General features: G+C 63.0%; 23 protein-coding genes. 14 read left to right on the top strand and 9 right to left on the bottom strand.

The genetic code is table 11. The features are described from left to right. From OVA24_RS06705 to OVA24_RS06665, 9 genes are all read left to right on the top strand, one after another. Positions 1–567 carry a NuoI/complex I 23 kDa subunit family protein gene (locus tag OVA24_RS06705; protein ID WP_267674423.1) on the top strand — a complete coding sequence of 189 codons (567 nt, stop codon included), beginning with the start codon at positions 1–3 and terminating at the stop codon, positions 565–567. Continuing rightward, positions 564–731, top strand: a complete 168-nt coding sequence (locus tag OVA24_RS06700; protein WP_267674422.1) for a hypothetical protein — start codon at positions 564–566, stop codon at positions 729–731. Before OVA24_RS06705 ends, OVA24_RS06700 begins: the two co-directional genes overlap by 4 nt. Positions 732–749: 18 nt before the next feature. After that, on the top strand, positions 750–1,313 hold the full coding sequence (locus OVA24_RS06695; RefSeq protein WP_267674421.1) for an NADH-quinone oxidoreductase subunit J family protein: 564 nt from the start codon (positions 750–752) through the stop codon (positions 1,311–1,313). Between the two features lie 34 nt (positions 1,314–1,347). Then, a complete protein-coding gene (gene nuoK / locus OVA24_RS06690) occupies positions 1,348–1,665 on the top strand; it encodes an NADH-quinone oxidoreductase subunit NuoK (protein ID WP_267674420.1) in 318 nt (105 codons plus the stop codon). A gap of 62 nt (positions 1,666–1,727) precedes the next feature. Then, positions 1,728–2,144 carry a GxxExxY protein gene (locus OVA24_RS06685; protein ID WP_267674419.1) on the top strand — a complete coding sequence of 139 codons (417 nt, stop codon included), beginning with the start codon at positions 1,728–1,730 and terminating at the stop codon, positions 2,142–2,144. A gap of 48 nt (positions 2,145–2,192) precedes the next feature. Next, positions 2,193–4,043, top strand: coding sequence for an NADH-quinone oxidoreductase subunit L (gene nuoL, locus OVA24_RS06680; protein ID WP_267674418.1), 1,851 nt, complete (start codon positions 2,193–2,195; stop codon positions 4,041–4,043). A gap of 55 nt (positions 4,044–4,098) precedes the next feature. Beyond that, positions 4,099–5,532: a complex I subunit 4 family protein gene (locus OVA24_RS06675; RefSeq protein ID WP_267674417.1), complete on the top strand. Its 1,434-nt coding sequence runs from the start codon at positions 4,099–4,101 to the stop codon at positions 5,530–5,532. A 51-nt stretch (positions 5,533–5,583) separates the two neighbouring features. Next, positions 5,584–7,146, top strand: a complete 1,563-nt coding sequence (locus OVA24_RS06670; protein WP_267674416.1) for an NADH-quinone oxidoreductase subunit N — start codon at positions 5,584–5,586, stop codon at positions 7,144–7,146. An 8-nt stretch (positions 7,147–7,154) separates the two neighbouring features. Beyond that, positions 7,155–7,628, top strand: coding sequence for a YcxB family protein (locus OVA24_RS06665; protein WP_267674415.1), 474 nt, complete (start codon positions 7,155–7,157; stop codon positions 7,626–7,628). Positions 7,629–7,779: 151 nt separating this feature from the next. Here OVA24_RS06665 and ppdK read toward each other — a convergent pair whose 3' ends face one another. Then, positions 7,780–10,683 (bottom strand): pyruvate, phosphate dikinase, encoded by a 2,904-nt coding sequence (gene ppdK, locus OVA24_RS06660; protein ID WP_267674414.1) that lies wholly within the window; start codon positions 10,681–10,683, stop codon positions 7,780–7,782. Positions 10,684–10,936: 253 nt separating this feature from the next. Here ppdK and OVA24_RS06655 point away from each other — a divergent pair, with 253 nt between their 5' ends. Further along, positions 10,937–11,458, top strand: a complete 522-nt coding sequence (locus OVA24_RS06655; protein WP_267674413.1) for a hypothetical protein — start codon at positions 10,937–10,939, stop codon at positions 11,456–11,458. A gap of 51 nt (positions 11,459–11,509) precedes the next feature. On the opposite strand, the gene OVA24_RS06650 is transcribed toward OVA24_RS06655, so the two are convergent. The 7 genes from OVA24_RS06650 to OVA24_RS06620 form a co-directional block, all read right to left on the bottom strand. Continuing rightward, positions 11,510–12,085, bottom strand: coding sequence for a hypothetical protein (locus OVA24_RS06650; protein WP_267674412.1), 576 nt, complete (start codon positions 12,083–12,085; stop codon positions 11,510–11,512). 24 nt (positions 12,086–12,109) lie between these two features. Next, positions 12,110–14,113 carry a transcription termination factor Rho gene (gene rho / locus OVA24_RS06645; RefSeq protein ID WP_267674411.1) on the bottom strand — a complete coding sequence of 668 codons (2,004 nt, stop codon included), beginning with the start codon at positions 14,111–14,113 and terminating at the stop codon, positions 12,110–12,112. 277 nt (positions 14,114–14,390) lie between these two features. Continuing rightward, positions 14,391–17,000, bottom strand: coding sequence for an Amuc_1098 family type IV pilus outer membrane protein (locus OVA24_RS06640; protein ID WP_267674410.1), 2,610 nt, complete (start codon positions 16,998–17,000; stop codon positions 14,391–14,393). Positions 17,001–17,098: 98 nt separating this feature from the next. Continuing rightward, on the bottom strand, positions 17,099–18,133 hold the full coding sequence (locus tag OVA24_RS06635; protein ID WP_267674409.1) for an Amuc_1099 family pilus-like system protein: 1,035 nt from the start codon (positions 18,131–18,133) through the stop codon (positions 17,099–17,101). Between the two features lie 31 nt (positions 18,134–18,164). Continuing rightward, on the bottom strand, positions 18,165–19,160 hold the full coding sequence (locus OVA24_RS06630) for an Amuc_1100 family pilus-like protein (RefSeq protein ID WP_267674408.1): 996 nt from the start codon (positions 19,158–19,160) through the stop codon (positions 18,165–18,167). Positions 19,161–19,192: 32 nt separating this feature from the next. Continuing rightward, complete coding sequence (locus tag OVA24_RS06625) at positions 19,193–21,037, bottom strand: Amuc_1101 family PilM-like pilus complex protein (protein WP_267674407.1); 1,845 nt, start codon at positions 21,035–21,037, stop codon at positions 19,193–19,195. A 76-nt stretch (positions 21,038–21,113) separates the two neighbouring features. After that, positions 21,114–21,743 carry an Amuc_1102 family pilus-like protein gene (locus tag OVA24_RS06620; protein ID WP_324287890.1) on the bottom strand — a complete coding sequence of 210 codons (630 nt, stop codon included), beginning with the start codon at positions 21,741–21,743 and terminating at the stop codon, positions 21,114–21,116. 154 nt (positions 21,744–21,897) lie between these two features. Here OVA24_RS06620 and OVA24_RS06615 point away from each other — a divergent pair, with 154 nt between their 5' ends. Continuing rightward, on the top strand, positions 21,898–22,602 hold the full coding sequence (locus tag OVA24_RS06615) for a type I 3-dehydroquinate dehydratase (protein ID WP_267674405.1): 705 nt from the start codon (positions 21,898–21,900) through the stop codon (positions 22,600–22,602). 34 nt (positions 22,603–22,636) lie between these two features. Here the strand turns inward: OVA24_RS06615 and OVA24_RS06610 are convergent, their stop codons facing one another. Further along, a complete protein-coding gene (locus tag OVA24_RS06610) occupies positions 22,637–24,640 on the bottom strand; it encodes an ATP-dependent DNA helicase (RefSeq protein WP_267674404.1) in 2,004 nt (667 codons plus the stop codon). Between the two features lie 144 nt (positions 24,641–24,784). Here OVA24_RS06610 and OVA24_RS06605 point away from each other — a divergent pair, with 144 nt between their 5' ends. Genes OVA24_RS06605 through OVA24_RS06595 form a run of 3 tightly spaced genes read left to right on the top strand, consistent with a single transcriptional unit; the run spans position 24,785 to position 26,528 of the window. Next, positions 24,785–25,564, top strand: a complete 780-nt coding sequence (locus tag OVA24_RS06605) for a hypothetical protein (protein WP_267674403.1) — start codon at positions 24,785–24,787, stop codon at positions 25,562–25,564. A gap of 11 nt (positions 25,565–25,575) precedes the next feature. After that, complete coding sequence (locus tag OVA24_RS06600; RefSeq protein WP_267674402.1) at positions 25,576–26,007, top strand: GNAT family N-acetyltransferase; 432 nt, start codon at positions 25,576–25,578, stop codon at positions 26,005–26,007. Positions 26,008–26,018: 11 nt separating this feature from the next. Further along, a complete protein-coding gene (locus OVA24_RS06595) occupies positions 26,019–26,528 on the top strand; it encodes a hypothetical protein (protein WP_267674401.1) in 510 nt (169 codons plus the stop codon). Positions 26,529–26,560 lie beyond the last annotated feature (32 nt).

The following is a 26,560-nucleotide window of genomic DNA, read 5'->3' as shown; positions in this document are numbered from 1 at the left end:
ATGGCAATCGTCAAACTCCAGCGCCCCAAACTCGGCCTCGGCGAGAAGATCTACTTCGGCGGCCTCATCAAGGGCTTCATGCTCACGATGCGCCACGCCATCACCTCCCTGCGCGGAAAGTCGATGGGCGCGAAAAGCCTCAACTCCTCCGGTCTGGGCGTGACCATGCAGTTCCCCGAGCAACGGTGGGACGACCACATGCCCAACCACTACCGCGGCGCGCCCACCCTCGTCACCGACGAGCAGGGCCGCGAGCGCTGTGTGTCCTGCCAGCTCTGCGAATTCATCTGCCCGCCGAAGGCGATCAAGATCACCCCGTCCGAGATCCCGTCCGACGACAAGTGGGCAAAGGTCGAGAAGCGTCCGCTGGAGTTCGACATCGACATGATCCGCTGCATCTACTGCGGCATGTGCGAGGAAGTCTGCCCGGAGCAGGCCATCTTCCTCCGCAAGGACTACCTGATCACCGGCCTCAGCCGGAAGGAGATGGTCCACGACAAGAAGAAGCTCTACCAGATCGGCGGTGTCCGCGAGGGCCTCGTGAACAAGTGGAACGAACTGAAATGAAATCGATCTCGGCCTCCATCGTCGTCATTGCGGGTGTCTACGGCCTCGTGGCCGCCGCGCCCCACATCCATCAGGTGTCCGGCTTCATCCTGACCCTGGCGGGCGTCATCACCCTCGCGCTCGGACTCGTCGGCTGGTGGGCCAGCCTTAAATACGACCGCTGAACTTTTTCGAGAATCCCAATGCCCTCCTACCTTTTCTGGCTTTTCACCACCATCATGCTGATCGGTGGCACCGCGGTTGTCGCCTTCCGCAATCCGGTCTCCAGCGCGCTGTCCGTCGTGACCTGCTTCGTGGGACTGGCCGGGCTGTTCATCGGTCTGAGCGCGTTCTTCGTCGGAGTCATCCAGATCCTGGTCTACACCGGCGCGGTCATGGTGCTGTTCCTGTTCATCATCATGCTCCTCGACCTGAAAAACGAGGAACACCGGGCCAACCGCCTCGCCCCCATCGCGGCGGGCATCGCCCTATCGCTGGCATTCGTGGTCCAGCTTCTCGGCGTGCTATCCAAGACGGCGGACAAAGCCGCGCCCGCTCTGGACAAGACCGCCCTCGCCAACTCCGCGGGCCGGTTCCCCGCTGGTTCCAAGATCGCCACCACACTGGGTGAAGGAAAACTGCCCGACGTCCACCTGATCGGCCACACGCTGTTCACCGAATACAACTTCCCCCTCCAGATCCTCGGCGTGCTCCTCCTCGTCGCCACCGTTGGCGTCGTCTCCCTTTCCAAACGCCAGGCTGAATAGTCCTCACACTTGTTGACCGCTGACCCCTGAACCGATGGCTACTCTCAACGACTACCTCCTCGCCTCCGGCCTGCTGTTCGCCATCGGCCTCGCCGGCGTCGTCATCCGGCGGAACATCATCATCGTCTTCATGTGCCTGGAGCTGATGCTCAGCGCCGCGAACCTGAGCCTGGTCGCCTTCTCCCGTTTCAACACCGTGAACGGCCTGCCGGACTACAACGGCCAGATGCTTGTCTTCTTCGTCGTCACCGTCGCAGCCGCGGAGGTCGCCGTCGGCCTGGCCATCATCGTGGCCCTCTACCGCTCCCGCCAGACCATCCACACCGACGAGCTGACTTCCCTGAAGGGATAGAAACCACGGATTTCACGGATTATACGGATTTAATGAAGAGCAGAGCTGACAGCCACCCACATATGGAACTCACCGAGCAGATCATCGGTGCGGCCATGAAGGTGCATCGCGCTCTCGGCCCAGGCTTGGATGAGAAGATCTATGAGAACGCTCTCTGCCTGGAGTTCGCGGCCCAGTCGCCCGATTTCACCCAGCAACAAGCATTCCCGGTATTCTACCGGAAGCGCATTGTGGGCAACCTCATCACCGATCTGATCGTCTCCGACAAGGTGATCATCGAAGCAAAAGCCGCTTCCAGCATCAGCGACATCCACATCGCCCAGACATTGAGTTATCTCAGCATCACAGGACTACAAGTTGGCTTGATTCTGAATTTTCGGCCCCTCTCCCTCACCTTTAAACGGATCGCCAATATTTACCTCCAGGAGAACTCCGAAGTTCACACTGATCCGCGAACACAGAATCTGAATAATCCGTAAATCCGTGTAATCCGTGGTTTCCCATCCCCTTTCCTAACAGACGCACCCATGCCCTGGATCCTACTCTTTCTCCCTCTGGCCGTCGCCGCGGCCAACCAGCTCGTCCTGAAGAAGACGGGCCTGGCACCGCTCGTTTCGACCGGATCATCGGTTGCGACCTTCATCATCGCGGTGCTGCTGCTTGGAAAGACCGGCACCTACGATTTCCAGTGGGCGACCATCGGCGACTTCTCCGTCAACATCGGCGTCCAGCTCGACAAGCTCTCCACCGGCATGATGATCGTGGTGACCGGCATCGGCATGCTGGTCCACATCTTCTCCCTCGCCTACATGAAGGATGACGAGGCGAAGGCCCGCTACTTCACCGGCCTGTCCCTTTTCATGTTCTCGATGACCGGCATCGTGCTGGCGTCGAACTTCATCATGACTTTCATCTTCTGGGAGCTGGTCGGCCTGAGTTCCTACCTGCTCATCGGCCACTGGTATCAGAAAGACTCCGCCGCGGATGCCGCGAAGAAGGCATTCCTCGCCAACCGCGTGGGTGACTTCGGTTTCATGGTGGGCATCCTGATGATCTGGGGCATCACCGGCACGCTGACCTTCGGCGGCATGGCGGACGGCATGAAAGCCTTCGGCGCGGACAACGCCGGTTACTTCGCCCAGAACTCCGCCGCCTACGGCTGCATCCTTTCCATGGCGCTGCTCTTCGTCTTCTGCGGCGCGGTCGGCAAGTCCGCCCAGCTACCCCTCCACGTCTGGCTGCCGGACGCGATGGAAGGCCCCACCCCGGTGTCCGCCCTCATCCACGCCGCGACCATGGTCGCCGCCGGTGTCTACATGCTTTTCCGCGTGCAGCTTTCCCTCGCCCTGCCGGAGGATGTCCTCGCCGGCCTGTTCTCCAGCCAGGTCATCGCTTGGGTCGGTGGCATCACCTCGCTGGCCGCCGCGTTGATGGCGACCCAGCAGGACGACATCAAGAAGATCCTGGCCTACTCCACCCTCTCCCAACTCGGCTACATGGTGATGGCCGTCGGCCTCGTTTCCAGTGAAGCGGGCATGTTCCACCTCTTCACCCACGCCTGGTTCAAGGCGCTCCTGTTCCTCGGTTCCGGTGCGATCATCTACGCCTGCCACCACGAGCAGAACATCTGGAAAATGGGCGGCCTGCTGAAGAAGATGCCCATCACCGGCATCACCTTCGCCATCGGCACCGCGGCCCTGATCGCGGTCCCTTACGTCACCGCCGGTTTCTGGTCGAAGGAGGAAATCCTGGCCGCCGCCTGGAACGGGAACAAGGCGCTGTTCGGCATCGCCGTCTTCGTCGCCTTCCTCACCACCTTCTACATGACCCGCGCGTTCGTGGTCACCTTCCTCGGCAAGCCTCGTGACGAACACGGCGCGGGCCACGCGCATGAAGTCGGCCCGCTGATGTCCATTCCGCTGGTGCTTCTCGCCGTGATGGCGGTGATCGCGGGATTCGGATTCACCACTGACAAGCTCAGCGCTTTCCGCCCGATCCATGAAGGCGGCCACGCGGAAGGCCACTCCATCATCCTCGGTGCCTCCATCGCCACCCTGATCCTTGGCCTCATCACGGGATTCGTCCTCTACAAGGGCAAGGACAAGGACCCGCTCTCCGTCCCGCCGTTCAAGAACCGCTTCTACATCGACGGCTTCTACGACAACTTCCTCGTCCGTTACTTCCAGGACGCCTTCGCCGCCATCGTCCATTTCTTCGACGAGCTTTTCATCAACGGCATCTTCGTCGGCGGCCTGAGCCGCGGCGCGGAGTCCCTCGGCAACGCCTTCCGCAAGGTCCAGTCCGGCAGCCTCCAGGCGTATGCCTTCGCCTTCGGCATCGGAACCCTCCTCGTCATCTACTTCACGGTTTTCTTCTGAGCTTCCGGAGCGCCATTCCCTGAAAACTGAAAACTGCCACCTAGCAAACTTTCAAATGCTCGCCCTCCTCGTCTTTCTCCCGATCATCGCTTTCGTCGCGATCCTGCTCGGCGCGCCCGCAAGATCCACCTCCATCGCGGCGGCGGCGATCAACCTGTTACTCGGACTCGCGGCCACGGTCACGCCGAAGGCGGCGTGGGCATTCAACCTGCCTGTCCTGGAAAAACCGGCGCTCCACCTTTCCTTCGCCTTCACGGATGGCATGAGCCTGGTGATGGTGCTGCTGACGGTCATCGTCACGCTGGCAGCCGTCCTCTCCGGCCAGTCCCCCGCCGGGAAAGAGAAACTCTGGTTCGGCTCCTCCCTGCTGATCTCCGCCGGTGCCCTGGGTGCCTTCGCCGCCACCGACCTGTTCTTCTTCTACGCCTTCCACGAACTGGCGCTGATCCCCACCTTCCTGATGATCGGCATCCTCGGCCGCGGTGACCGCCGCGAGATCGCCTGGAAGATCACCATCTACCTCGGCATCGGCTCCATCATCCTGCTGGCCGGGCTTGTCTGGCTGGCGAACCTGACCGGCAGCTACGACATCCCGACGATGATCGCCAACAAGGCGATGATCCCGGCGGAGGCGCAGAAAGGCATCGCCGCGCTGCTGATCATCGGCTTCGGCACGCTGGTTTCCCTCTTCCCCTTCCACTCCTGGGCCGCCCCGGCCTATGCCAGCGCGCCCGCGCCGGTGGCCATGCTGCACGCCGGTGTCCTGAAAAAATTCGGCCTCTACGGCCTGTTGCGCCTGGCCATCCCGCTGGTGCCGGAAGGCCTGCAACAGTGGCTCACCCCGCTGCTGGTCCTGCTGCTCGGCAATATCCTCTGGGTCGGCCTCGTCACCATTTCCCAGAAGCGCCTGGATACCCTGCTGGGGAACTCCTCAGTGATGCACATGGGCTACATCTTCCTGGCCATCGCCGCGCTGATCGCTGTTCCCGGCAACACCCTCGCCGCTCCCGCCGCCATCGTCCTGATGTTCGCCCACGGTGTCTCCATCGCCCTGCTGTTCGGCCTGGCGGACCGCATCGAGCGCAACACCGGCTCGCTCGACCTCGCGGACCTCGGTGGACTCGCCAAGTCCGCTCCGACACTCGCCTTCCTCTTCGGCATCGCCGCCATGGCCTCCATCGGCCTGCCGGGACTGGCGAACTTCTCCGGTGAGGTTCTCGTCTTCCTTTCCGCCTTCAAGGACTACTCCCCGACCGCCGGCCTCGGCCCGGTCCAGATCGCCTGCATCCTGTCCGTCTGGGGCGTGGTCATCAGCGCCGTCTACATGCTGCGTGCCTACCGCCGGATCTTCCACGGCCCGGCCGTGAAGCTCACCACCTCCGCTCCGGACATCACCTTCGCCGACCGCGCCCCCGCCCTGATTCTGATCATCGCCCTGCTCGCCGTCGGCCTGTATCCGAACCTGCTCCTCAATCTCCTCCTCAAGTGACCTCAGTTCGTTCCTGGAATCTGAAAACTGAACACTAGCAAACTCCCTTCCATGCCCGCTTACTATCTCGAAGCCCTGACCGTCACCCTCGGCATCGTCCTGCTGATGGCCGAAGCCTTTTCTTCGGGCAAAAGCAAGGCGTGGCTCGGCATTGCCGGTGCCATCGGCCTGGCGGTCATCCTGATCCTGACGTTCTTCGCCATCGGGACTGACCAAGCTGCCAAGGGGGCGGTCATGGAAAATGGTGTGGCGGTGATGAAAGCAAAGGGTGCTGCGACATGGGCCGAATGGCCGTTGTGGAACTTCTACCAGTTCGACGCCTCCGCGAAGTTCTACAAAATCTTCGCCCTGCTCACCACCATCCTCGTCCTGTTGCTGGCCATTGACTACCGCAAGGTGCTGGCCCGCTTCACCGACCATCCGGGTTCCGAGAACGGCACCGGTGAATATTACTGCCTGCCCATCTTCGCCTGCGCGGGCATGATGTGGGTGGCGTCTGCAAAGGATCTGGCCGGTGCGTTCGTCGCCCTGGAGCTGGTCACCATCACCTTCTACATCCTCGTCTCCTTCATGCGCCGGAATGTCGGCTCGCTGGAGGCCGGGGTGAAATACCTCATCATCGGTGCGCTGAGCACCGGCTTCCTGGTCTATGGCATCGCCTGGGTCTATGGCACCCTCGGCACCATGAACCTCGCGGAGATGTCGCAGGCACTCCTTCCCCGTCTGGTCACCCCCATCGCTTCTGATCCGGTTCCCTACCCTGCCGTTCCGCAGCTTCCGCTCCTCTTCGGCATCGCCCTCGTCCTCATCGGCCTCGGCTTCAAGATCGGCGCGGTTCCGACCCACATCTGGATCCCGGACGTCTATCAGGGTGCCCCCACGCCGACCACGGCCTTCCTTTCCGTGGGATCGAAAGCAGCGGGCTTCATCCTCCTGATGCGCTTCCTGGAACCGTTCCTGGCCAGCGACCTCACCCGCGGCCCGGTCATCACCCTGCTGGCAATCCTGGCCGGTGCCACCCTACTGTTCGGAAACCTGGCCGCCATCTCCCAGTCCAACTTCAAGCGCCTCCTCGGCTACTCCTCCATCGCCCACGCCGGATTCCTCCTCCTCGCGCTGGCAGCGGGCAGCCCCGGCTCTGACAAGGCCCTCAGCTCGAACCAAGCGGCGTCCTTCTACCTCGCAACCTACCTGCTGATGACCCTCGGCGTGTTCTTCGTGCTTTCCCAGATCCGCATCCAGCGCGACGGGGAAGCGGTCAATGACTTCAACGGCCTCGGCAAGACGAACCCGACACTCGCCTTCGCCCTCACCGTCCTGCTCGCCGCTCTGGCAGGTGTCCCGCTCACCGCAGGCTTCATCGGCAAGTTCTTCGTCTTTTCCCTCGCGGTGGACGCCGGTCTGTGGGTGCCGGTGGTGATCGCCTTCATTGGTGCCGCCGCAGGCTTCTATTACTACTTCAAGGTCATCCGCGCCATGTGGTGGTCCGCACCGGCCGACGGCGCGCAGCCGCTGGTCCTGCCCACCATCACCAAGGCAGCCGTGGGCGTCCTCACCGCCGCCGTCCTGCTCTTCGGCGTCTGGCCGCAGCCCATCCTCGCGCTGTTGAAATAAACGGCTTCATGGCCACCTTCAAGTTCACCCGTGACGAATACCTCGCCGCCTCCCTGAGCCTGGCGAAGCAGCGGACGCTCCGTTTCATCCTTTTTCTCGCTGCAGTGGTGGTGGCCATCGCCACCTTCCGGGTGATCCGGAACGACAACGTGCTGGCCGCCGCGCCCTATGTGGTGGCGTTGCTGGTGATGGTGCCGACCGTCATCCTCGTCCTGAGGCATCGGCTGGGAAAGACCTTCGACGCCCAGGCCTCCCTCCGTGAAACCTTCACGGTGGAGATCAACGAGGAAGGCATCCGTTACAGCCACTCCACCGGCACCCGCCTGCTCGGCTGGGACAAGATCCGGAAATGGAGCGAGGACCGCCGCTTCATTTTCCTGTTCGAGAGCGACCTGCACGCGCGCATCCTGCCGAAGCGGGCGCTGTCAGAGGAGGAGGACCGCTTCGTCCGCGACCGCCTGTCCGGCTTGAGCGGAAACTGATGCGGTGACATCATCGCCAGGAACGGAGCGCGGACTTCAGTCCGCCTGGCTTCGCAAAGCCGTGATTCCAGATGCGGACTGAAGTCCGCGCTCCAACAAAAAAGCCGCCCCGGTTTCCCGGGACGGCTTCATGGATATCAGTCAGGAAGAATTACTTCTTCTTCGCTGCCTTCTTGGCTGGCTTTGCAGCCTTCTTGGCCGCGGCTGGCTTGGCACCGCTGGCGCGCTTCTCGGCGAGAGCGGCCTGGGCGGCGGCAAGACGGGCGACCGGCACGCGGTATGGCGAGCAGGACACGTAGTTCAGGCCGACCTGGTGGCAGAACACGACGGACTCAGGGTCACCACCGTGCTCACCGCAGATGCCGAGCTTGATGTCCGGGCGGGTCTTGCGGCCCTTCGAGACGGCGGTCTCGATGAGCTGGCCGACGCCGACGGTGTCAAGCGTGGCGAACGGGTTCTTCTTGAACACGTCGCTCTCGGTGTAGGGCATGAGGAACGCGCCCATGTCGTCACGGCTGATGCCGAGCGCGGTCTGGGTGAGGTCGTTCGTGCCGAAGCTGAAGAACTCGGCGTTCTCGGCGATCTGGTCGGCGGTGAGGGCACCACGCGGCACTTCGATCATCGTGCCGACCTGGTATTCGAACTTCACCTTCTTCTCGCCCATGACTTCCTTCGCCACGCGGTGGACGATCTCGGCCTGCAGGTCGAACTCCTTCTTGAAGCCGACGAGCGGGATCATCACCTCAGGCTTCACCTTGATCTTCTTCTTCGCCACGTCAGCGGCGGCTTCGAAGATGGCGCGGGCCTGCATCTCGGTGATTTCCGGATAGGCGATGCCGAGGCGGCAGCCGCGGTGGCCGAGCATCGGGTTGAACTCGTGCAGGTCGTGCACGCGCTGGATGATGGTTTCCACCGGCACGCCGATCTTCTTGGCGAGGTCCAGTTGTTGCTCCTTCGTGTGAGGGAGGAACTCGTGGAGTGGCGGGTCCAGGAGGCGGATGGTGGCTGGGAGGCCTTTCAGCTCCTTGAAGATGCCGGTGAAGTCCTCACGCTGGTAGGGGAGGAGCTTCGCGAGGGCTTCCTTCCGGGCAGGAAGGTTGGTCGCGAGGATCATCTCACGCATCGCGTCGATGCGGTCACCTTCGAAGAACATGTGCTCCGTCCGGGTGAGGCCGATGCCCTGCGCGCCGAAGGCGAGGGCGATGCGGGTCTGCTCCGGGGTGTCCGCGTTGGTGCGGACGGACATGCGGGTCGCGTCGGCGCACCACTTCATGAGCTGGGTGAAGCCCTTGAACTTCTCGGTCGCCTTGGCGGCCTTGTCGTTGCTGACGATGCCCGCGATGATTTCCGAAGGAGCGGTCTTCAGCTCGCCACCGTAGACGGTGCCGGCGGTGCCGTCGATGGACATGAAGTCGCCTTCCTTGAAGGTCTTGCCACCGGCGGTGACGGTCTTCTTGTCATAGTCGATCTCGACGCCTGCGGCGCCGCAGACGCAAACCTTGCCCATCTGGCGGGCAACGAGTGCCGCGTGGGAGGAAACACCACCCTTGGAGGTGAGGATGCCTTCCGCCGCGATCATGCCGCGGAGGTCTTCCGGGCTGGTCTCGGTGCGGACGAGGAGGACGCGCTCGCCGCGTGCCTCCGCGAGAACCGCGCGGTCAGCGTTGAGGTAGACCTTGCCGGAGGCGGCGCCAGGGCCGGCCGGAAGGCCGGTGGCGATTGCCTTGACCTTCTTGACCTCCGCGGCGTCGAAGATCGGGGCAAGGAGCTGGTCGAGCTGCTCCGCAGGGTTGCGCAGGATGGCGGTTTCCCAGTCGATGAGCTTCTCCTTGACCATGTCCATGGAGAACTTGAGGGCGGCGGCGGCGGTGCGCTTGCCGTTCCGGGTCTGGAGCATGAACAGCTTGCCTTCCTGGACGGTGAACTCGACGTCCTGGACGTCCTTGAAGTGTTTCTCAAGGATGGTGCGGACCTTCATGAGCTCGGCGTACGACTTCGGCATCGCCTTCTTCATGTTGATGACCGGCTCAGGGGTGCGGACACCGGCGACGACGTCCTCACCTTGTGCGTTCACGAGGAACTCACCGTAGAACTCGTTCACACCGTTGGCAGGGTTACGGGTGAAGGCCACGCCGGAACCGGAGGTTTCACCGGTGTTGCCGTAAACCATGGCCTGCACGTTGACGGCCGTGCCCCACTCGGCGGGGATGCCGTACTTGCGGCGATACACGATCGCGCGGTCGTTCATCCAGGAGGAGAACACGGCGCCTGCGGCACCGCGGAGCTGGTCCCAAGGATCGCTCGGGAAGCCCTTGCCGGTGCGCTCCTTGACCAGCGCCTTGAAGCGCTTGACCAGTTCCTTCTGGTCGTCGGCGGTCAGGTCGGAGTCGATGATGTCCTTGCCGTATTTCTCGTGCTTGAAGTCTTCGATGACGACTTCGAAAGGCTCGTGGTCCTCACCTTCGCGCTTCTGCACGCCGAGGACGACGTCGCCGTACATCTGGACGAAGCGGCGGTAGCAGTCCCATGCGAAGCGCTCGTTCTTGGTGACGGCGGCGAGGGAAAGGACGGTCTGGTCGTTGAGACCGAGGTTCAGGATGGTGTCCATCATGCCCGGCATGGAGTCGCGCGCGCCGGAGCGGACGGCGACCAGCAGGGGGAGGCCCTTGGCATCGCCGAACTTGCTGTCCATGATCTTCTCCATGTTGCGGACACCGGCTTCCATCTGGGCCTGGAGCTCCTGCGGGTAGCTCTTACGGTTCGCGTAGTAGTAGGTGCAGACCTCGGTGGTGATGGTGAAGCCGGGAGGCACTGGCAGACCGATGCGGGTCATTTCCGCGAGGTTCGCGCCCTTGCCGCCGAGAAGGGCCTTCATGGTGCCGTTACCGTCGGCCTTGGCTGCGCCCCAGGTGTAGACGTACTTGGTCTTCTTACCGGCGGGCGCTTTGGCTGCGGCGGTGGATTTTTTGGCGGCCGTCTTGCTTGCAGCGGACTTGGCTGCGGACGGGGCGCTTTTCTTGGCGGCAGGCTTAGCGGCCTTCTTCTTGGTTGCCATCGTGGTTGGTATGTCAGGTTATTGGCTAGGGCTGGGATTGCAGGAAAAATGCAACTCAAAACCCCAGCGCAAGGCGCGGGAGGCTAACAACAGGTGCAACTCTGTCAATCGGACAGTTGCCACAAATGCGCGGTTCCACCCACGTTCCACGGGCGTTCCGCGGTCCGCGCCCCGGAACTCCGCCGCCCCCCATGGAACCATTCCCCGGCTTGCTCCTTGCCATGCTCCATGACCTCCCGTATCGGATTCGGCCATGAAAGTCCCCGCTTTGCTGGTCTGCGCCACCTCCTTCGCCTCCGCCCATGCCGCGGAACTCACGCCGGAGGAAACCAAGGAACTGATGGCGGGGGTTAAAATGGTCGAGGCAGCCTTCGAGAAGAAGGATGTTCCCGGCATGGTGGAGCACACCCACCCGGCGATCCACAAACTGCTCGGGGGGAAGGAAGCCTTTGCCAAGGTCACGGAGCAGGCGATGGCACAGATCGCGCAACAGGAGATCCGGGTCTTGGACAACCAGTATGGCCCGCCTTCCAAAGTCCATCTCAGCGGAACGGACCGGATCTGCTTCATCCCGCGCACCAACGTGATGCACATCAAGGACATGAAAATCAAATCCACGGGCTTTCTCATCGCCATCCGGAGCGAAGGCCAGCCATGGAAATTCCTTGATGGCGCCGCGCTGCGCCAGAATCCCGAACTGCTGAAAACCCTGTTCCCGGGCCTGCCAGATGATGTCGAGCAACCGGAGAACCGCATGGAACCCATCACGGATTGACCCGCCCCCGCCCGGAAGCAGCGGATGCAGGAAAGCGGAAGCCGCGGCGGGTCACTTCACCCCGTTGAACTTCTCCAGATCGTAGCCGATCTTCTTCGCCGCCAGGTCGTAGATGCCGAAGAAGGATTCCACCTTCTGCTTCTCGCCTCCCCGCGCGCTCACGGAGAGCAGCAGCGACTTCGAGTCCGCGGCCCAGCCGGTGAAGCGGACATAGACGTGGTCCATGGCGTCGGCCTTCTTCCGGTCGCCACCGCAGGCGGCAAGCAGCGCCACGTCACCGATGTCCGGGTCTTTCTCCTCGTTGTAGATCATCCCGTTTTCCCGGCGGAAGGCTATGAGATTGATCCCGAGACTGGGCCCGCCGGTCTGGACGATCATCCATGAATCATCCGGCGAGACAAAGACCTCCGTATTCGCAATGGAGATGGCCTCACACAGCTTTTGCGCGGCGGATTCGCCTTGGTCCCCCTCCGAGATGAAAACCTCCGAGACACCGTTGTCCCCGGCGTTCACTACATGCCAGGCGATCTTCCCGCTGGCGGAGACACCATCCTTCCTTTTTTCCTGCGCCACCACGGCGGAGAGGCCGGCGAGAAACACGATGGAAACGACGGCGAGGAATTTCATGGCGGGGGTAGTTGGACTTTCCGGTCAGCGCAGGCCGCGGAGCAGGAACTCCGCGTTCGTCTTCGTGCCCTTGAGATTGGAAAGCAGCGACTCGATCGCATCACCGATGGGCTGCTGCGCGAGCTGGCGGCGGACGTCCACCACCTTGACGAATTCATCCGGGTGGTAGAGGCGGTCGTCATTCCGGGTGCCGGACTGCGGGATGTGGATGGCGGGGAACACGCGGCGCTCCGCCAGCTCCCGGTCCAGCCGGACCTCCATGTTGCCCGTACCCTTGAATTCTTCGAAAACGACGTCGTCCAGACGGCTCTCCGTCTCCACCAGCGCGGTCGCCAGGATGGTGAGCGAGCCCCCCTCCTCCACGTTCCGCGCGGTGCCGAAAAACTTCCGCGACTTCTGCAGCGCCACGGGGCTCACACCACCGGAGCCGATGGGGCCGCCCTGCATGGCGGAGTTATGCCCGCGCGCCAGGCGGGTGAGGCTGTCCAGCAGCAGGATCACGTCCTTGCCCTGCTCGACCAGGCGCTTCGCCCGCTCGATCACCATGTCGGCGACCTGCGCGTGGCGCTTCGGCGCTTCGTCGAAGGTGGAGGCGAAAACCTCCGCGCCCACGGTTTCCTCAAAGTCGGTGACTTCCTCCGGACGCTCGTCCAGCAGCAGGATCACCAGCTCCGCTTCCGGGTGGTTGCGCTTGATCGACTTCGCGATCTGCTTGAGCAAAATGGTCTTTCCGCCCCGCGGTGGCGCGACGATGAGTCCTCGCTGGCCCTTGCCGAGCGGAGCGATGAGGTCGATGACACGCACGCCGAGGAACTCCGTCCCCTCCCCTTCCAGGTGGATGCGTTGGTCCGGGAACAGCGGCGTCAGTTTGTCGAACTCCGTCGGTTGCTGGAAGTCCGCGACCGGGATGCCCTCGATCTCGATGACATCCCCGGCGGTCATGTACTTGTCCTTCTCCCGCGGTGCCTTCACGTGGACCTTCACCTTCTGGCCGATGCGGAGGCCATGTTCCCGCAGCAGGTTCGCGCTCACATGGATGTCATCCTGCCCCGGGCGGAAGCTCCGGTGCGGATCCCGCAGCATGGCGAAATTCTCCTTCACCCCCTCCAGGATGCCCTCGCAGACGATCTCCGCACCTTCCTTGCCGTAGAAGCACAGCAGTTCATAGACGAGCTGCGTCTTGGGGATGCCACCGGGGATGCGGGCCGGGACGGCCTCCGCCATCGCCTGCAGCTCCGCGAAGGATTTCAGGCGCAGTTGGTTCACATCCACCAGGGGCGGAACCGAAATTTTCGGCGCGGCTTCCTCAGGGGCTTGTTCCTCAACAGCGACGGCACCTTCCGCCGGGGCGGCTGCTTCCACCGATGGCGCGGCGGCCGGCACATCAGCGGGAATTCCGTTTCCGGCTTCGGAAGATTCGATCTCGTTGGAACTTGTCATGGGGAATGCTTGGCAGAACCGGCGGACCTGTGCCTCCAGAACCTCGGGCGGACCCTCGTTCCAGAACACCACATCCGCGCGGCGTATTTTCTCTTCTCCGGGGAGTTGGGCATCGATCATCGATTCGATCATCCGATCATCGAAGCCGTTGCGCCGTTTCACACGCTCGATCTGGCTCCGCCGGGAACAGGCAACGACGATCACCTCATCCTGGCCGAAATCGAAGCCCGTTTCGAAGAAAAGGGGGATATCGGCGACGAAAATCCCCGCGCCATTACTGGCACCACGCTCCAACAAAGCAAGACATTCCTTCCTCACCCGGGGGTGCAGGATCCCTTCCAGTTTCCTCCGTTCCGCCGGATCTCCGAACACTTTCTCCCGCAGAAAACCCCGGTCCGGCTTCCCGCCCGTATCCACCGCACCTTCACCGAACGCCGCCGAGATGGCCTCCGCGACCTCCTCATCCCCCTCCAGCAAAGCCCGCACCGTCGCATCGCCGTCAAAGATCACCACCCCCGGCAGCAGTTCCCGGAACCACCGGATCACCGTCGATTTCCCCGAAGCGATTCCCCCCGTGAGAGCAAGCACGCGCATATGCTCATCAGTAAGGAGGGTGGACACTCCTGTCCACCTCTTCCGGAAAGGCAGGAAAGTCCGCTACCGGCGCGCCCCAAAGATGATCCGTGATCCATGACTGATGAGACGTGGGACAGGAGTGTCCCACCTCCTTGCTCCATCCATGCGGGACGAGGATGATTGCGGCCTGAAGACCGGCGCTCCCAGCGGGCTGATGGGCGACAAAAAAACAGGCGGAGGATTTCTCCTCCGCCTGCATGGAATGGGTCAGTCTGTCAGAGCAGCCGCCTTATTGGGGCAGGCTGATGTCCGGAAGAACTCCTGGAGGGAAGCTCGCATCGCCGCCGGTAGAGACCGGGGTGGATGTCGGGGCGGAATCCGGTCCGCGGAGCGGACGGCCGGTGGCATCGATGATCTGCGCGGTGACGAAGATGATCAGGTTGCTCTTGATCCGGTTCTCGGACTTGCTCTGGAACAGGCGGCCGATGAACGGGATGTCACCCAGGATCGGCACCTTGTCCTCGACGTTCTGCACGTCTTCGCGCATCAGGCCACCGACTGCGACGGTGTAGCCGTCATAGATGGTGAGGGAGGTGTCAACCTTGCGGGTCGAGAACACCGGCATTTCGATGCGGTTTTCCGTGATGGTGACGGTGACCGGGTTGCCCAGGATGTCCGTGGAGGGCGACTGGATCGGGCTGCCGTAGTTGATGAAGCCTTCGAACTCGACGATTTCCGGGATGAAGCGGAGCTCGATCACGAAGTCGTTCTCACCGACGTTCGGCTCGATCTCGAGCGTCACACCGGTGTTCCGGGTTTCGAACGCGGTCGGAGTCGCCGGAGTGACCGGGAACATGCCGGAGCCGCCACCCAGACCGCCGACGATACCGCCGCCGGTGCCGCCGGTCGCACCGACGCTGTTCGGAAGTTCCGGGGGTTCGTATTCGGTTGGGTAGATGAATTCGCGGATGATCTCGATCTTGGCCTTCTGGCCGCTCTTCGCCATCACGGACGGTGCGGTCATGAGGTCGGTTCCCTTCTTCTGGGCAAGGCCGCGCATGATGAGCTGGACCTGGCCGTCGGAGAACAGACCGGTGAGGGCCGCGATGCCCGGTGCCACGTTCGCCTGCTGGGCGGTGCGGTTCGGGTTGTTGAGGATCGCGTCGATGTTGTTGCGGTTGATCGCCTGGTCACCGGAGCGGAGACCGCCGGTCATGATGTTGGTGACGTTCTGGGTCGGATCCGCCGGGAAGCTCGGCAGAGTCAGGCCGTTGACCGGGTTGACGAAGTCACCGGAACCACGGAAGCCACCGCTGCCGATGGTGCCGCCGCTGCCGAAGAGGTGGTTTTCGGAAAGACCGAATGGGGAGACCACCCAGTCGAAGCCGAGTTCGTCCGTGTTCTCCTGGGAGACTTCGACGAACTTGGTGGTGATCTTGACCTGCTTCGGCGCTGATTTGGCGATGACGTCCACAAGGCTCTCGATCTTTTCGAGTTCGCTTGGAGTGTTGCGGACGACCAGGTTGCCACCAGTCAGGGTCACGGAACTGCCGTCCGCGAAGGTGATGCCGTTGCCGATCAGGAGTTCCCGGATCGGCTTGCGGGCCGAAAGGGCCGAGGTGCCGGCGGCATCGCCACCGCCGAACGGATCGACCGGCGCCGCGGCACCACCGCCACCCGCACCCTCAAGTGCGGTCGCGAAATCAGGCGGCACGCTGAAGGTGCGCATGAAGAAGTCTTCGCCGGTTTCGTTCTGGGGAACGAGGGTGACGGAGAAATCATCCACCTTGAAACGCAGCTTGGCAGCGTCGCAGATGTATTGGAGGGCGGTCTGGAGTGGCACGTTGCGGACGCGCAACTGCGGGATGCGGATCGTGGATGGATCCGGAGCGGCGGCGAGCGTGTCGGCCGGGGCGGAGCCATCCGCCGCAGGGGCGGGGGCCGCCGCCGGACGTGGACGGCGGACGATGAAGTTCACGCCCTTCTTCGCTGGATCCAGTTCCATGGTGTCCAGTTCGATGGAGCGCATGCGGAGGAAGTCGATGGCTTCCTCAACCGTGGTGTCTTCGAAATCGATCCGCGGGACGATGATGGTCCTCAGCTTCTGCGTGATGTAGGCGACACCGGAGGAGTCACCGGAACCACCACCGGTCTGCGGGGCGAAGTCCGGCACGGTGGCTGGCACAGCCAGTTCCCAGGCCTTGTCCACTTCCATCAGAAGCTCGGCGCGGGTGTGGTCATAGGCAGCGCGGTAGTAGTCGGACTTGGCGGCGGCGAGACGCTCCAGGCCGCGGCGGGCCGCGGAGTTGAAGGGGTCCTTGCGCAGGACGTTCTCATACTCGCGCTTGGCGTCGTCGTATTTGCCGAGATTGTAGTTCCCTTCCGCCATGTAGAGGCCGCGGCGGACGGCATCGACATTCTGCGTGTGTTCGTAGGTGAGGGCAGGGTTGGTGCGGATCGGGTCGTCCAGGTAGCTGAGCTCACGCTTCGCCGCGGCGTTCTCCGGATCCACGTTCGGCGCGAGGACGCCATCCAGGAGCGCACGGGCTTCGGTGTACTTGCCAACGCGGCGGTGCTGCTGCGCCAGGGCCACGCTCGCATCGGCGAGGTGGGCGGTATATTCCAGACGGCGGTCCTCGAGGCTTGGTGCGTCAGGAAGGCGGTCCAGCGCCTCGCGGTACTTGTTCACCGCGACCTGGTAGTCAGCCTTCGCATAGGCTTCGCGGCCTTCGCCGAGAAGTCGGTCACCATCCACCACCGCTTCCTGGCGGCGGATCATTTCGCGCTGGGCGAGCCCGCTATAGCTGCCACCTTCACCCGCCGTGGCGACCGTTACGGTCACCGGCATGGAGGTAGCCACCGCCATCAACGCGAGGGCGGTGCGACTGGAACGATACATTGGCGTTTTTTGCATACGTGATTTCGGGTTTTTGGCGGTGTTATGAAACTTTGGAAAGAGATTTTTTCGGGGACACATCAAATCGTTATTTGTAAAGTCTAACGTTTCGGAATTTCGATGGATTTTTTCGATCCATCCGGTGCGGTATACTCCACTTCGATCTTCTCCGGAGTGACGGATTTCAGGAGGTAGTCCTTCTTGTCGGAGTTCGCCGGGAGACCGAAAGTGGTGTTTTCCTCGACCTTGAACTCGGCTCCGCCCTGATCGAGCGCATCCAGCTTCAGCACCGCGGTGCGGTCATACTGGCTGTAGGCGGGGATCTCTTCCGGATCGCGGAAGTTCTGCTTGAGCTCGTAGATCTTGCCCTTCTTGTTCGCCTTCTGGTCTTCGACCCGGACGAACTTGAAGTCCTGCTCCATGTTGAGGCGCTCGTTCTTCACCTTCCGGGTTTCGGAGCCGAGCAACTTGAATCGGCCTTTCATCGTACCTTCGGCGAAGAAGATCTCATCCGGCTTCACCACCCCGCCGGCGGGAATCCGGTTGGTGCCGCCCTTGTTGTCGCGGTAGTTGAATCCAAAGCCGCCGTCGGTGTCGAACCCGGGACGGAGGATCCAGTTGAGGCTCTCATCGCCGACATAGACCAGCTTGTTGATGAGCGCGGGGAAGTCGGACGGGTTCGTCGGGTCCGTCTTGGCATTGAACTCCTCGAGGTTGGAGAAACCGTCGCTGTCCGGATCCCGCAGCGGGGAGTCGCCGAAGCCCGGGTCCAGGCGGTACTGGAGCCACCACTGGTTCGGGATCGGAGGATGGATCGGATCCCCGCCGTAGGGATCCACCGGTTTGGACGGATCCGACTTGGAGATGAACAGCGGGATGCCGGTGAAAAGATTGACCGGGCGGCCCTTGTCATCCGCCTGGTCCCACTTGCGCTTGTTGCCAAGGGAGGCGGACGCCTTCGCAACGAGATCCGCATCCTTGACGGCGGGATTGTCATTGCCGGAGCCTTTGAGTTCGGTCGCGAAGTCTTCCTCGACCTTGCCGACCTTCAGGAAACCGACGGCTGCCAGACCAAGGGCAATGACCGCGGCACCGCCGAGGGCGGCTTTCTCATAATTTTTCGATAACCAGGACATGGATGAAAGCGGGTTTTAGAAGGGATGAACCTCAGAATTTTTTCGCGGGAAGGAACTGCATGATGTCGATGCGGACGAAGACGTAGATGTCTTCCGTGCCAAGCACCTGTTGGAGGATCCTGCTGGTATCCACCGGAGCGGGTGCAGGAGCGGCTTCAGCCGGTGCGGCGTCCGCAGCGGGAGCGGCGGCGGCCCCATCAGCGGCCGGAGCGGCCTCAGCAGGGTCCGGAGGCAGGGCGAAGCCACCATCCGCAGGGGCGGCGGCATCCGTTGCAGGCGCCGGTTCATCGAACTTCGCATCCGTGGCCAGCGGCGGGCCTTTCCGTTCGTTGGAAATGCGGACGGAACGGACGACGTAGTAGTGCTTGTCCGATCCCGCGATGGTGGAGAAAAACTCACGCGCGGCGGCTTCGGAGCCCTTGAAAACGACCTCCACCGGAAGCGCACGGGCAACCTGGCCGGTCTCTTCCTTGAAGGCGGCGCCGTCCTCTTCCACCAGCTTTTCGCGGCGGACGTTGACGAGTTGGGAGACGCCGGGCTTGGCCAGGGAGAGCATCAGCTCCTTCATCGCCCCCAGTTCGAAGTCGAGGATACCGGTCGCAGCGCCTTTGGCGAGGGAACCCGTATAACCTTCGAAACCGAGGAAGAACACACCCGGCACCTCCGTCTTGCTGGCCTGGAAGGCGGCAAGAACCTCCGTGTTCGCGGCCTGCAGGCGGTTGGTGAATTCCTGCGGAGGGATATTGTCGAGCTTCTCCGGGCGGAATTTCCCGAAGGAAGTCTGGAGCGCTTCCGCGGCGGCCTTGTAGTCGGCCACGGCCTTGCGCTTGCCCTGCTCGTTGGCGGTGGTGGGGTACAACGCGAGGTTCTCCGCGTCGTTGGTGATGGTGGTCTGCTCTTCGTAGGCCGCCTGGGCCTCGGCATATTTGCCGGAGAACTGGAGGCCCGCGACGATCAGTCCGGCGGCACCCACCAGGGTGATTCCGCCGAGGGTGGCGGCAAACTTGTTATCCTTGATCCAACTCATATGAGGTCAGTGAAAAATGTTCCGATGGGGTTTTATTTGATGGCGACGGGCTTTGCCAGGGGCAGCGTGACCTCGAAGGGGAATCCCAGTTCACCGCTGCCGGCGTTGCCGACGGAGACCTTCAGGATCTGTTCGTCCTTGAGGGTGACGGGCTTGCCGTCCTTGCCGGGCAGGTCGAAGTTGAAGGCCTGCTTGTTCTCCCGGATCTTCTTGAGGATCTCGGAAACCACGTTCTGGCCGGCCGGGTTGTCCCGCCAGAAGCCGCGGATGCGGATGGCGTTCGCGTCCGTGAGGGAAGCGGGCTTCGCGGCCTGGCCTTTCGCCGGAGCATCCGCGGTGAGGACCAGGAGATTCGTCTGGCCGTAGGCGGAGCTGAAGAAGTCAGCCTTGACCATGGATTTCGGCTGGCCGGCTTTCGGGTCCACTTTGGTGTCCGCCAGGGGGTTGTAGCCATTGAGCGGCTCCAGATCGGTGATCCAGACGGCGTCGCTGGCGAAGGACCCGCGCACTTCGGAAAGAAGGTCATACCAGTAGGCATGGTCGTCTTCCGCCTCGGTGTAGCCGGAGGCCACCTTGCGGATGCCTTCCTCTTCGCGGAGGAGGCCGCGGATGTTGTCGGCGATGGGGTTGAGCTGCTCGTTGGTCTCCGTCAGCGGCTGGAGTTTTTCCTTCTCCGCCTTCTGCCAGGCCATGTATTGCAGGCCGGCCCATCCACCGGCACCCAGCAGCACCAGGGCCGCGGCACCGATGAGGAATGGCTTGCGGCGGTCCGCCGCGCGCGCCTGCTCGACCACGGCCGGGACCAGGTCGATGTTGATCTTGGATTTGCCCAGACCGCGCAGGCCGAGGCCGATGAGTTCACCGAGCAGGTGCCCCTCGCGCTGGAGCACGGCTGGATCCATGCCCTTGCCCGCGGTGACGATGCCGAGCGGATTGAAGAACTCCACCGGCAGGTTGAGCTTCTCCTGGAAGAATTCCAGCGTGTAGGGCAGGTTCGCACCGCCACCGGCCAGGATCACGCGCGTCGGCGCGCTGCCACCCTGCTGGCTGCGGTAGTAGTTGGTCGTGCGGGCGATTTCCGCAGGCAGACGGGTCAGCGCGTTGCGGACCACTCCAGCCAGCGCGGCGACACTTTCCTCCAGTTGTTCCGTGTGGCCGCCTCCCAGCGCCACCATGCCGTGCTGCACCTTCGTGCCTTCCGCCTCCATGAAGGAGACGCCGTATTCCTTGGACACGGCGGCGGTCACCGCCGCGCCGCCGATGGCGATGCTGCGGGTGAAGAAGCGCTTGCCCTCGATGTAAAGCAGGTTGCTGGTCCGCGCGCCGATGTCGATGAGCAGGACGGTCTCCGCAGGCTCGCCGTAGGCGGCGCGGAAGGCATTGTAGAGCGCCATCGGCGCGACATCCACCTCGACGGTGCTGAGGCCGGAATCCGTGACAGCGGTGTTGATCTCGTCCAGCGCGTCGCCCTTGATGGCGACGATCACGACCTCTTTCTCGCCCGGGTTCTCGATCAGCTCGTAGTCCCACACCACCTCGTTGATGGGGAAAGGAACGTGCTGCTGGGCTTCAAAGGTGACCAGTTGCTCGATGTTGTCCTCCTGGAGCGGAGGCAGCTTGACGAAGCGGGTGAAGACGGATTGTCCGGAGATCGCATAGCGGACCCTGGACTTTCCGACCTTCAGCTTCTGGGCGAGGCTGGCGACGGCGATGCGGGTCTGGGAGACGCGGGCGGCCTCCATCGCGGGATCCGCGACGATGGTTTCGGATTCGTAGGCCTTGAGGACGAGCCCTCCGCCTTTCGCGGCTTCGAATACGGCCATGCCGATTCGTTGGGAACCAATGTTGAGGGCGACGGTTGCTGGGGTATCAGCCATGATGCGTTTTTTGTGGAAATCGGAAAAACAAGGAGAGGCGTACCGGAATATTCCGGCACGCCGAAGGCAGGGAGGATCAGCGGCGGACCGGTGCCTCTTCCGCGTAGCGGTCCCACCACATCACGCTGAAGGGGGTTTCCTTCTTGCTCAGGAGGGGCACGGTGTCCGTGCGGGAGATCTTGTCAGAGGCGGCGTTCCACCAGCCAACCTGGCCCTTGTTGGTGTCGGCGGCGAGTTTCTCACCGTTGACCAGAACTTCGAAGCCGACGTATTCGACCGAGCCCTTTCCGGCCCTGTCGCTGCCCGTGAGGCGCTTGAGTGAAGCCGGGGCGAGGTAGACGGAGGAGAAGACATCTTCCTCAAGGGCGATGTTCACATACTCGATGTCCTTGGTGAGCAGCAGGAAGGTGCCGCTCTTCTCCGGGTTTTTCACGGCGATGTACCACTTCACCGTCATGCGCTCCAGCGTCTGGGACTTCGGCGCGGGGGCCATCTGGAACTTGAGTTTCGTCTCCACTTCCAGCCAGTCCTTCGGCTTGAAGGCCTTGCTCTTCGCGCCACCGAAATCGGTCGGGGAAGGAAGATCATCGAAGCTGGGTTTTTCTGCGGTGACTTTCACTGCCTGGGCAACCGCAGAAGCGGAAAAAGCCAGGGATGCGGTGACTGCGACGGCTGATACGGCGATTTTTTGAAAGAAAGGAATCATGAGAATCGGGTTTCCAAGATAACTAGGTGCTGGGTGTCCGGGTTGACCAGAGAAAAGCTCGGATCAGAATGAAAATTATTTCGTGTAATTACAAATGAAGTCCCCTTCCGCCGCAAGCGATTGACGGGACGCCCCGGGTGGTTCTCCATGGGGCATGCCGCGCCCGCAACCCATCCTCAACCGACCGAACATCGTTGGCAGCTTCGGCCGTGCCGGAACGATCCCGGCCACGTCCGCGGAGTCCGCTGCGGCGGCCGCGGACCTCCTGGAGATCCGGCTTGATCTGCTGGTGGCGGAAGGCACCACTCCGGAGCGCGGGATATGGTCGCATCTTCTGGATATGCCATTGCTTTTCACGGCCCGGCGGAAAGAGGAGGGAAGCCCGATCGAGTTGAGTCATGCAAACCGCGAAAAACTCATCCGGCTTGCCATCGTGGATGCCGCGCTGATCGACATCGAGGTCGCCAGCATCAGCGAGATGTCCGCCGTCGTCGAGGAGATGGCGCACCTGGGACTGCCGTGGGTCGCATCTTACCATGACTTCGGGAAACTGCCGTCCACCGCCGCACTGGAGACCGCCGCCGCACTGGCGAGGGACGCCGGCGCCGCCGTCTTCAAAGCCGCCGCGCGGATGAATTCCACGGCGGACGTCGCGCGTCTGGCGGATTTCCAGGCAGCGGACCACGGCCTGCCGGTGGCCACCATGGGCATGGGCCCGCTGGCCCCCGTCTCGCGTCTACTATGCGCGCAGTACGGCAGCGTGCTGAACTACGGCTTCATCGGTGAAACACCGACCGCCCCCGGCCAATGGAGCGCGGCTTTCCTGAAGCAAGCGGTGTCAAAACTCGCGGCGGTTTGATCCGCCCCACGGCGGAGCCCCTCCCCTCCCGCCCTCATCCGATGATCTCGACCGGCGCGTCCGGCAGCGCCTTGAGAAAGAGATTTCCATATCTCTTTGTGAGAATCCGGTTGTCGAGGATACATACCAATCCACTGTCCCTGGCGGTGCGGATGAGACGGCCGACACCCTGCCTCATCTTGAGGATGGCCTCCGGCACGGAGTAGTCCATGAAGGGGTTCCCCCCCGCCGCCTCGATGGCCTCCAGGCGGGAGGCCGTGAGGGGGTGGTCCGGCACCGCGAAGGGCAGCCGTGTGACCACCACGTTGGACAGCGCCTCACCAGGAACATCCACCCCCGTCCAGAAACTGTCGGTGCCGAAAAGGACACTGTGCAGGTCATTCCGGAACTCCTCGATCATGCGATGGCGGGGCAGACCGTCGCCTTGCATGATCAGACGCCAGCCCTTCCGTTTGAAAAATCCCTCCAAACGCTGCGCCGCGTCCCGCATCATGCGGTAGCTGGTGAACAGGACGAAGGCGCGGCCCTCGCTCTCGCTCACCGCCTGGCGGATGCCCTCCGCCAGCAGTTCATCGTAGCGAGGCGCGTTCGGTTCCGGCACGGACTTGTAGATCCTGACCTTCATCTGTCGCTGGTAGTCGAACGGACTGCCGATGCTCAGCGCGCGGCAGCTTTCCGCCCCCACCCGCCCGCGGAAGTATCCCAGGGCAGGATCCCCCACGCCGAGTGTGGCGCTCGTCAGCACCAGGCTTTTCGGTCCGGAGAAAAGCAACGGGCGCAGCCGGTCGGCCACGTTCACCGGGGCGGCATGCAGGCTGTAGTGCGTCTCCTCCCGGCCGCCTTTCTCCACCCAATAGACGCTGTCTTCGGAAGATTGGTCGAGGAACACACCGACCGCGCCATGCGCCTCACGCAGCTTCCGTGCGGCGTCCTGCAGCTCCGATTTCGTCGCCTCCGACTCGACATCCGCGGCGATGGTGTCCAGCTCCAGCCAGAGGTTGCGCAGGGGCTCCGCCAGCGTGTTGGGTACCATCTCCGGCTGGCGCACACGGTGTTCCTTCGCATGGCTGGCGAAAGCCGCGGCATCCCCCAACCGGTGGAAAAAACGGTCCGCCGCCACCAGGGTCTCCTCGACCGCCATCATGGCGGACGCTTTCCGGAAGGACTTCAGCAGGCCTTTCCGCGTCCGCGGATGATAGAGCCGCTGGAGATCGAACTTCAGTCCGGCCTGGGAAAGCCGCAGCCCGAGCTGCACCGCCGCCACCTGCTCGATGGTGTGGGCCTCGTCCAGCACCGCGAAATCATTCGGAAACAGGAAGCCCGGAGCCTTCGCGGACTCTTCGTCGCCGCACATCTCATCCGTGTTCATCAGGGCGAAAAAGAGCGTGTGGTTCACCACCACCAGCTTTGCGTCCGCCGCCGCCTTCCGCGCCTCCTGGAAGAAGCAATCCCCGCGCGGCCCGCAGTAGCGCGCCGTGCAGAGGTGCGCCTCGCTGCACACCTGCAGCCAGACCTTCATCGACGGCTGGAACTCCAGGTCGCTCAGCGTGCCGTCTCGCGTGCCCTCCGCCCAGCGGCGGATGGCCTCCAGTTCCTCGCTCTCCGTGGTGGTGAAAAGATCCCCCGCCTGTTCGCGCGCGCGCTTCAGCCGCAACGGGCAGAGATAGTTCTGCCGTCCCTTCAGCAACACCGCGGGCAGTTCCTCCCCCAGCACCTTGCGGACGATGGGGATGTCCTTCCGGACGAGCTGTTCCTGCAGGTTGATCGTGTGGGTGGAGATGATCCCCTTCCGCCCGGTCTCCAGGGCGAAACGCGCGGCGGGCACCAGATAGGCGAGGGATTTCCCCACCCCGGTCCCCGCCTCCGCCACCAGCGGAGACGCCCTCACCAGCGCCTCCGCCACGGCCACCGCCAGTTCCTGCTGCTGCGGCCGGTATTCGAAATCCCGGGACTTCGCCAGGATCCCCTTCGGCGAAAATGCATGCCGCACCGCCTCCCCCAGTCCGGGCAGCGGTTGTCCTTCCGTGATCGCGATCATGCGGCCCCATCGCACTCCGCGATCCCCCCTCCTGCCAAGCTCAACTTCGGAGTACGCCCCCAGAGTTTCCGGCCACGGATGACTATTTCCTGTCCTCCCGGGCAGGGAGCCCCCATAGTCCGCCCAAATCGTTCCCGGACCACAATGCCATTCCAGCCATCCATCGTCGCACTGCTGCTCGCCGCCACACTGGCCGCGCTGCCCGCCGCGGCGGTGGAGCTGCCGATGGACCTGGGCACCCTCACCACCCGGGACAACAAGGTCTACGAGAACGCGAAGATCATCGGTTCGGACGCCGTCGGGGTCAAAGTCACCCATGATGCCGGCACCGCCCGCGTCCCCTTCAACCGGCTGCCACGGGAACTGGCGGAGAAATTCGAGGTGAAACCCGGTGCCGCCGCCGAGCAGCTCCGCAAGGAGAAGGAGGATGCCGCCGCCCACGACCGGGAAACGGCACGCGCCATGGCCAAGGCTGACAGGGAGGCTGCGGACAAGGCCATCGAGAAAGCCCTTTCCGATCCCGCCAGGCTCGAGGCCGCGCTGCCGGAGGACATGCGCCACACCGCCTTCGAGGAGATGATCGAGGCGCGGGACGCGGATGCGGGCAGACGCATCACCTACCTGGAGAATTTCATCGAACTGACCTACCGCCAGATTGATGGCTCGAAGAAGGAAATCCACCGGCGGTCGGAGCAGGCGGCGAAGGCATTTGAACAAGGCCGGGCGGAGGAGCAGGACGATGTGAAATCCCGGGTCAAGGTCAACCGGCGTCCCTCCCGGATCTACGCCGGACTCAGGGAAGGTGACCGGATCAACCAATGGATCGCCAAGGAGCGCGAGAAGATCGGTGAGGCGGAGGCACGGATCGCCAAGGCGGCGGCGGAGATCCGCTCCCTGAGAAAGAACGCCGGATCCCCTGACTGAGAATTTTCCGCATGTCCTCCACCATCCGCCCGTTCGCCACTGCGGACACCGCTGACATGTCCGTCCTGATGGCGGATCTCGGCTACCCATCCACCGAGGAACAGGTCGCGGAGCGCATGCGCTCCATGTCCGCGGACTACTACCACACGCTGGTCGCGGAGGTGGAGGGCCGGGTCGTCGGCTTCATCGGCGTCATCGTCCTGCCGGTCTATGAATACTCCATCCCCGTCGGCTGGATCCTCGCCCTGTCCGTCGCGGAAGGCCACCGGCGGAAAGGCATCGGCAAGGCGCTCATCGCCACCGCGGAGGATGACCTGCGTTCACGTGGCATCGAGGACGTCCGCCTCCACAGCGGCCTCCAGCGCGATGACGCCCACGAATTCTACACCCGGCTGGGGTATGACAAGACGGGGTATCGGTTCAAGAAGCGGCTGCTTCCATAACCTCCCCATCCATGCTGCGGCTCCTCTTACTGCTGGTTATCCCGCTGTTGATCCAGGCGTGCGCTTATCAGCAGCAAACGCAACCCACCCATGACATGACATCCTACCGGGACTCGTTGGCGGATGCCATCCGCAGCGCGGATACCGTCCGGATCATCGAACAGTCACATCCATTGGATACGGAAAGTAAGGCTGATTCCGGAAAGCCACGCCGGATCCACCGGCAGGTGGATCTGTCCCCCACCGCCACCGCATCCCTGGAAAGTTCCATACGGTCACTGGACCCGCGCGCGGAGGACATCCGGACCCGCTGCGCATTCATCGACCATCATGCCATCCAGTTCCGCAAAAAAGGAACCACCACCAGCACCCTGCTCATCTGCTTCAAATGCGCAGCCGTCAGATGGGATGGCAGCGACCGCCTCCCACCCAAGCATCTCCTTTCCGCTCTCCATGGATCCCTCGTCTCCCAGGGCTTCCAGCCGGAACGGGACTGGGCGAAACTCGCGGAGGCACCATAGAGACCGTTCATCTCGGAGTGGAATGACCTATC

This window comes from Luteolibacter sp. SL250 (genome assembly GCF_026625605.1).
Lineage (GTDB): Bacteria > Verrucomicrobiota > Verrucomicrobiia > Verrucomicrobiales > Akkermansiaceae > Luteolibacter.
This window is presented reverse-complemented; position numbering and strand designations above follow the sequence as displayed.

Excerpts from the sequence above, each read along its gene's own strand:
- OVA24_RS06705 (WP_267674423.1), top strand. The coding sequence starts at position 1 with ATGGCAATCGTCAAACTCCAGCGCCCCAAACTCGGCCTCGGCGAGAAG.
- OVA24_RS06700 (WP_267674422.1), top strand. The coding sequence starts at position 564 with ATGAAATCGATCTCGGCCTCCATCGTCGTCATTGCGGGTGTCTACGGC.
- OVA24_RS06695 (WP_267674421.1), top strand. The coding sequence starts at position 750 with ATGCCCTCCTACCTTTTCTGGCTTTTCACCACCATCATGCTGATCGGT.
- nuoK (WP_267674420.1), top strand. The coding sequence starts at position 1,348 with ATGGCTACTCTCAACGACTACCTCCTCGCCTCCGGCCTGCTGTTCGCC.
- OVA24_RS06685 (WP_267674419.1), top strand. The coding sequence starts at position 1,728 with ATGGAACTCACCGAGCAGATCATCGGTGCGGCCATGAAGGTGCATCGC.
- nuoL (WP_267674418.1), top strand. The coding sequence starts at position 2,193 with ATGCCCTGGATCCTACTCTTTCTCCCTCTGGCCGTCGCCGCGGCCAAC.
- OVA24_RS06675 (WP_267674417.1), top strand. The coding sequence starts at position 4,099 with ATGCTCGCCCTCCTCGTCTTTCTCCCGATCATCGCTTTCGTCGCGATC.
- OVA24_RS06670 (WP_267674416.1), top strand. The coding sequence starts at position 5,584 with ATGCCCGCTTACTATCTCGAAGCCCTGACCGTCACCCTCGGCATCGTC.
- OVA24_RS06665 (WP_267674415.1), top strand. The coding sequence starts at position 7,155 with ATGGCCACCTTCAAGTTCACCCGTGACGAATACCTCGCCGCCTCCCTG.
- ppdK (WP_267674414.1), bottom strand. The coding sequence starts at position 10,683 with ATGGCAACCAAGAAGAAGGCCGCTAAGCCTGCCGCCAAGAAAAGCGCC.
- OVA24_RS06655 (WP_267674413.1), top strand. The coding sequence starts at position 10,937 with ATGAAAGTCCCCGCTTTGCTGGTCTGCGCCACCTCCTTCGCCTCCGCC.
- OVA24_RS06650 (WP_267674412.1), bottom strand. The coding sequence starts at position 12,085 with ATGAAATTCCTCGCCGTCGTTTCCATCGTGTTTCTCGCCGGCCTCTCC.
- OVA24_RS06640 (WP_267674410.1), bottom strand. The coding sequence starts at position 17,000 with ATGTATCGTTCCAGTCGCACCGCCCTCGCGTTGATGGCGGTGGCTACC.
- OVA24_RS06635 (WP_267674409.1), bottom strand. The coding sequence starts at position 18,133 with ATGTCCTGGTTATCGAAAAATTATGAGAAAGCCGCCCTCGGCGGTGCC.
- OVA24_RS06630 (WP_267674408.1), bottom strand. The coding sequence starts at position 19,160 with ATGAGTTGGATCAAGGATAACAAGTTTGCCGCCACCCTCGGCGGAATC.
- OVA24_RS06625 (WP_267674407.1), bottom strand. The coding sequence starts at position 21,037 with ATGGCTGATACCCCAGCAACCGTCGCCCTCAACATTGGTTCCCAACGA.
- OVA24_RS06620 (WP_324287890.1), bottom strand. The coding sequence starts at position 21,743 with ATGATTCCTTTCTTTCAAAAAATCGCCGTATCAGCCGTCGCAGTCACC.
- OVA24_RS06615 (WP_267674405.1), top strand. The coding sequence starts at position 21,898 with ATGCCGCGCCCGCAACCCATCCTCAACCGACCGAACATCGTTGGCAGC.
- OVA24_RS06610 (WP_267674404.1), bottom strand. The coding sequence starts at position 24,640 with ATGATCGCGATCACGGAAGGACAACCGCTGCCCGGACTGGGGGAGGCG.
- OVA24_RS06605 (WP_267674403.1), top strand. The coding sequence starts at position 24,785 with ATGCCATTCCAGCCATCCATCGTCGCACTGCTGCTCGCCGCCACACTG.
- OVA24_RS06600 (WP_267674402.1), top strand. The coding sequence starts at position 25,576 with ATGTCCTCCACCATCCGCCCGTTCGCCACTGCGGACACCGCTGACATG.
- OVA24_RS06595 (WP_267674401.1), top strand. The coding sequence starts at position 26,019 with ATGCTGCGGCTCCTCTTACTGCTGGTTATCCCGCTGTTGATCCAGGCG.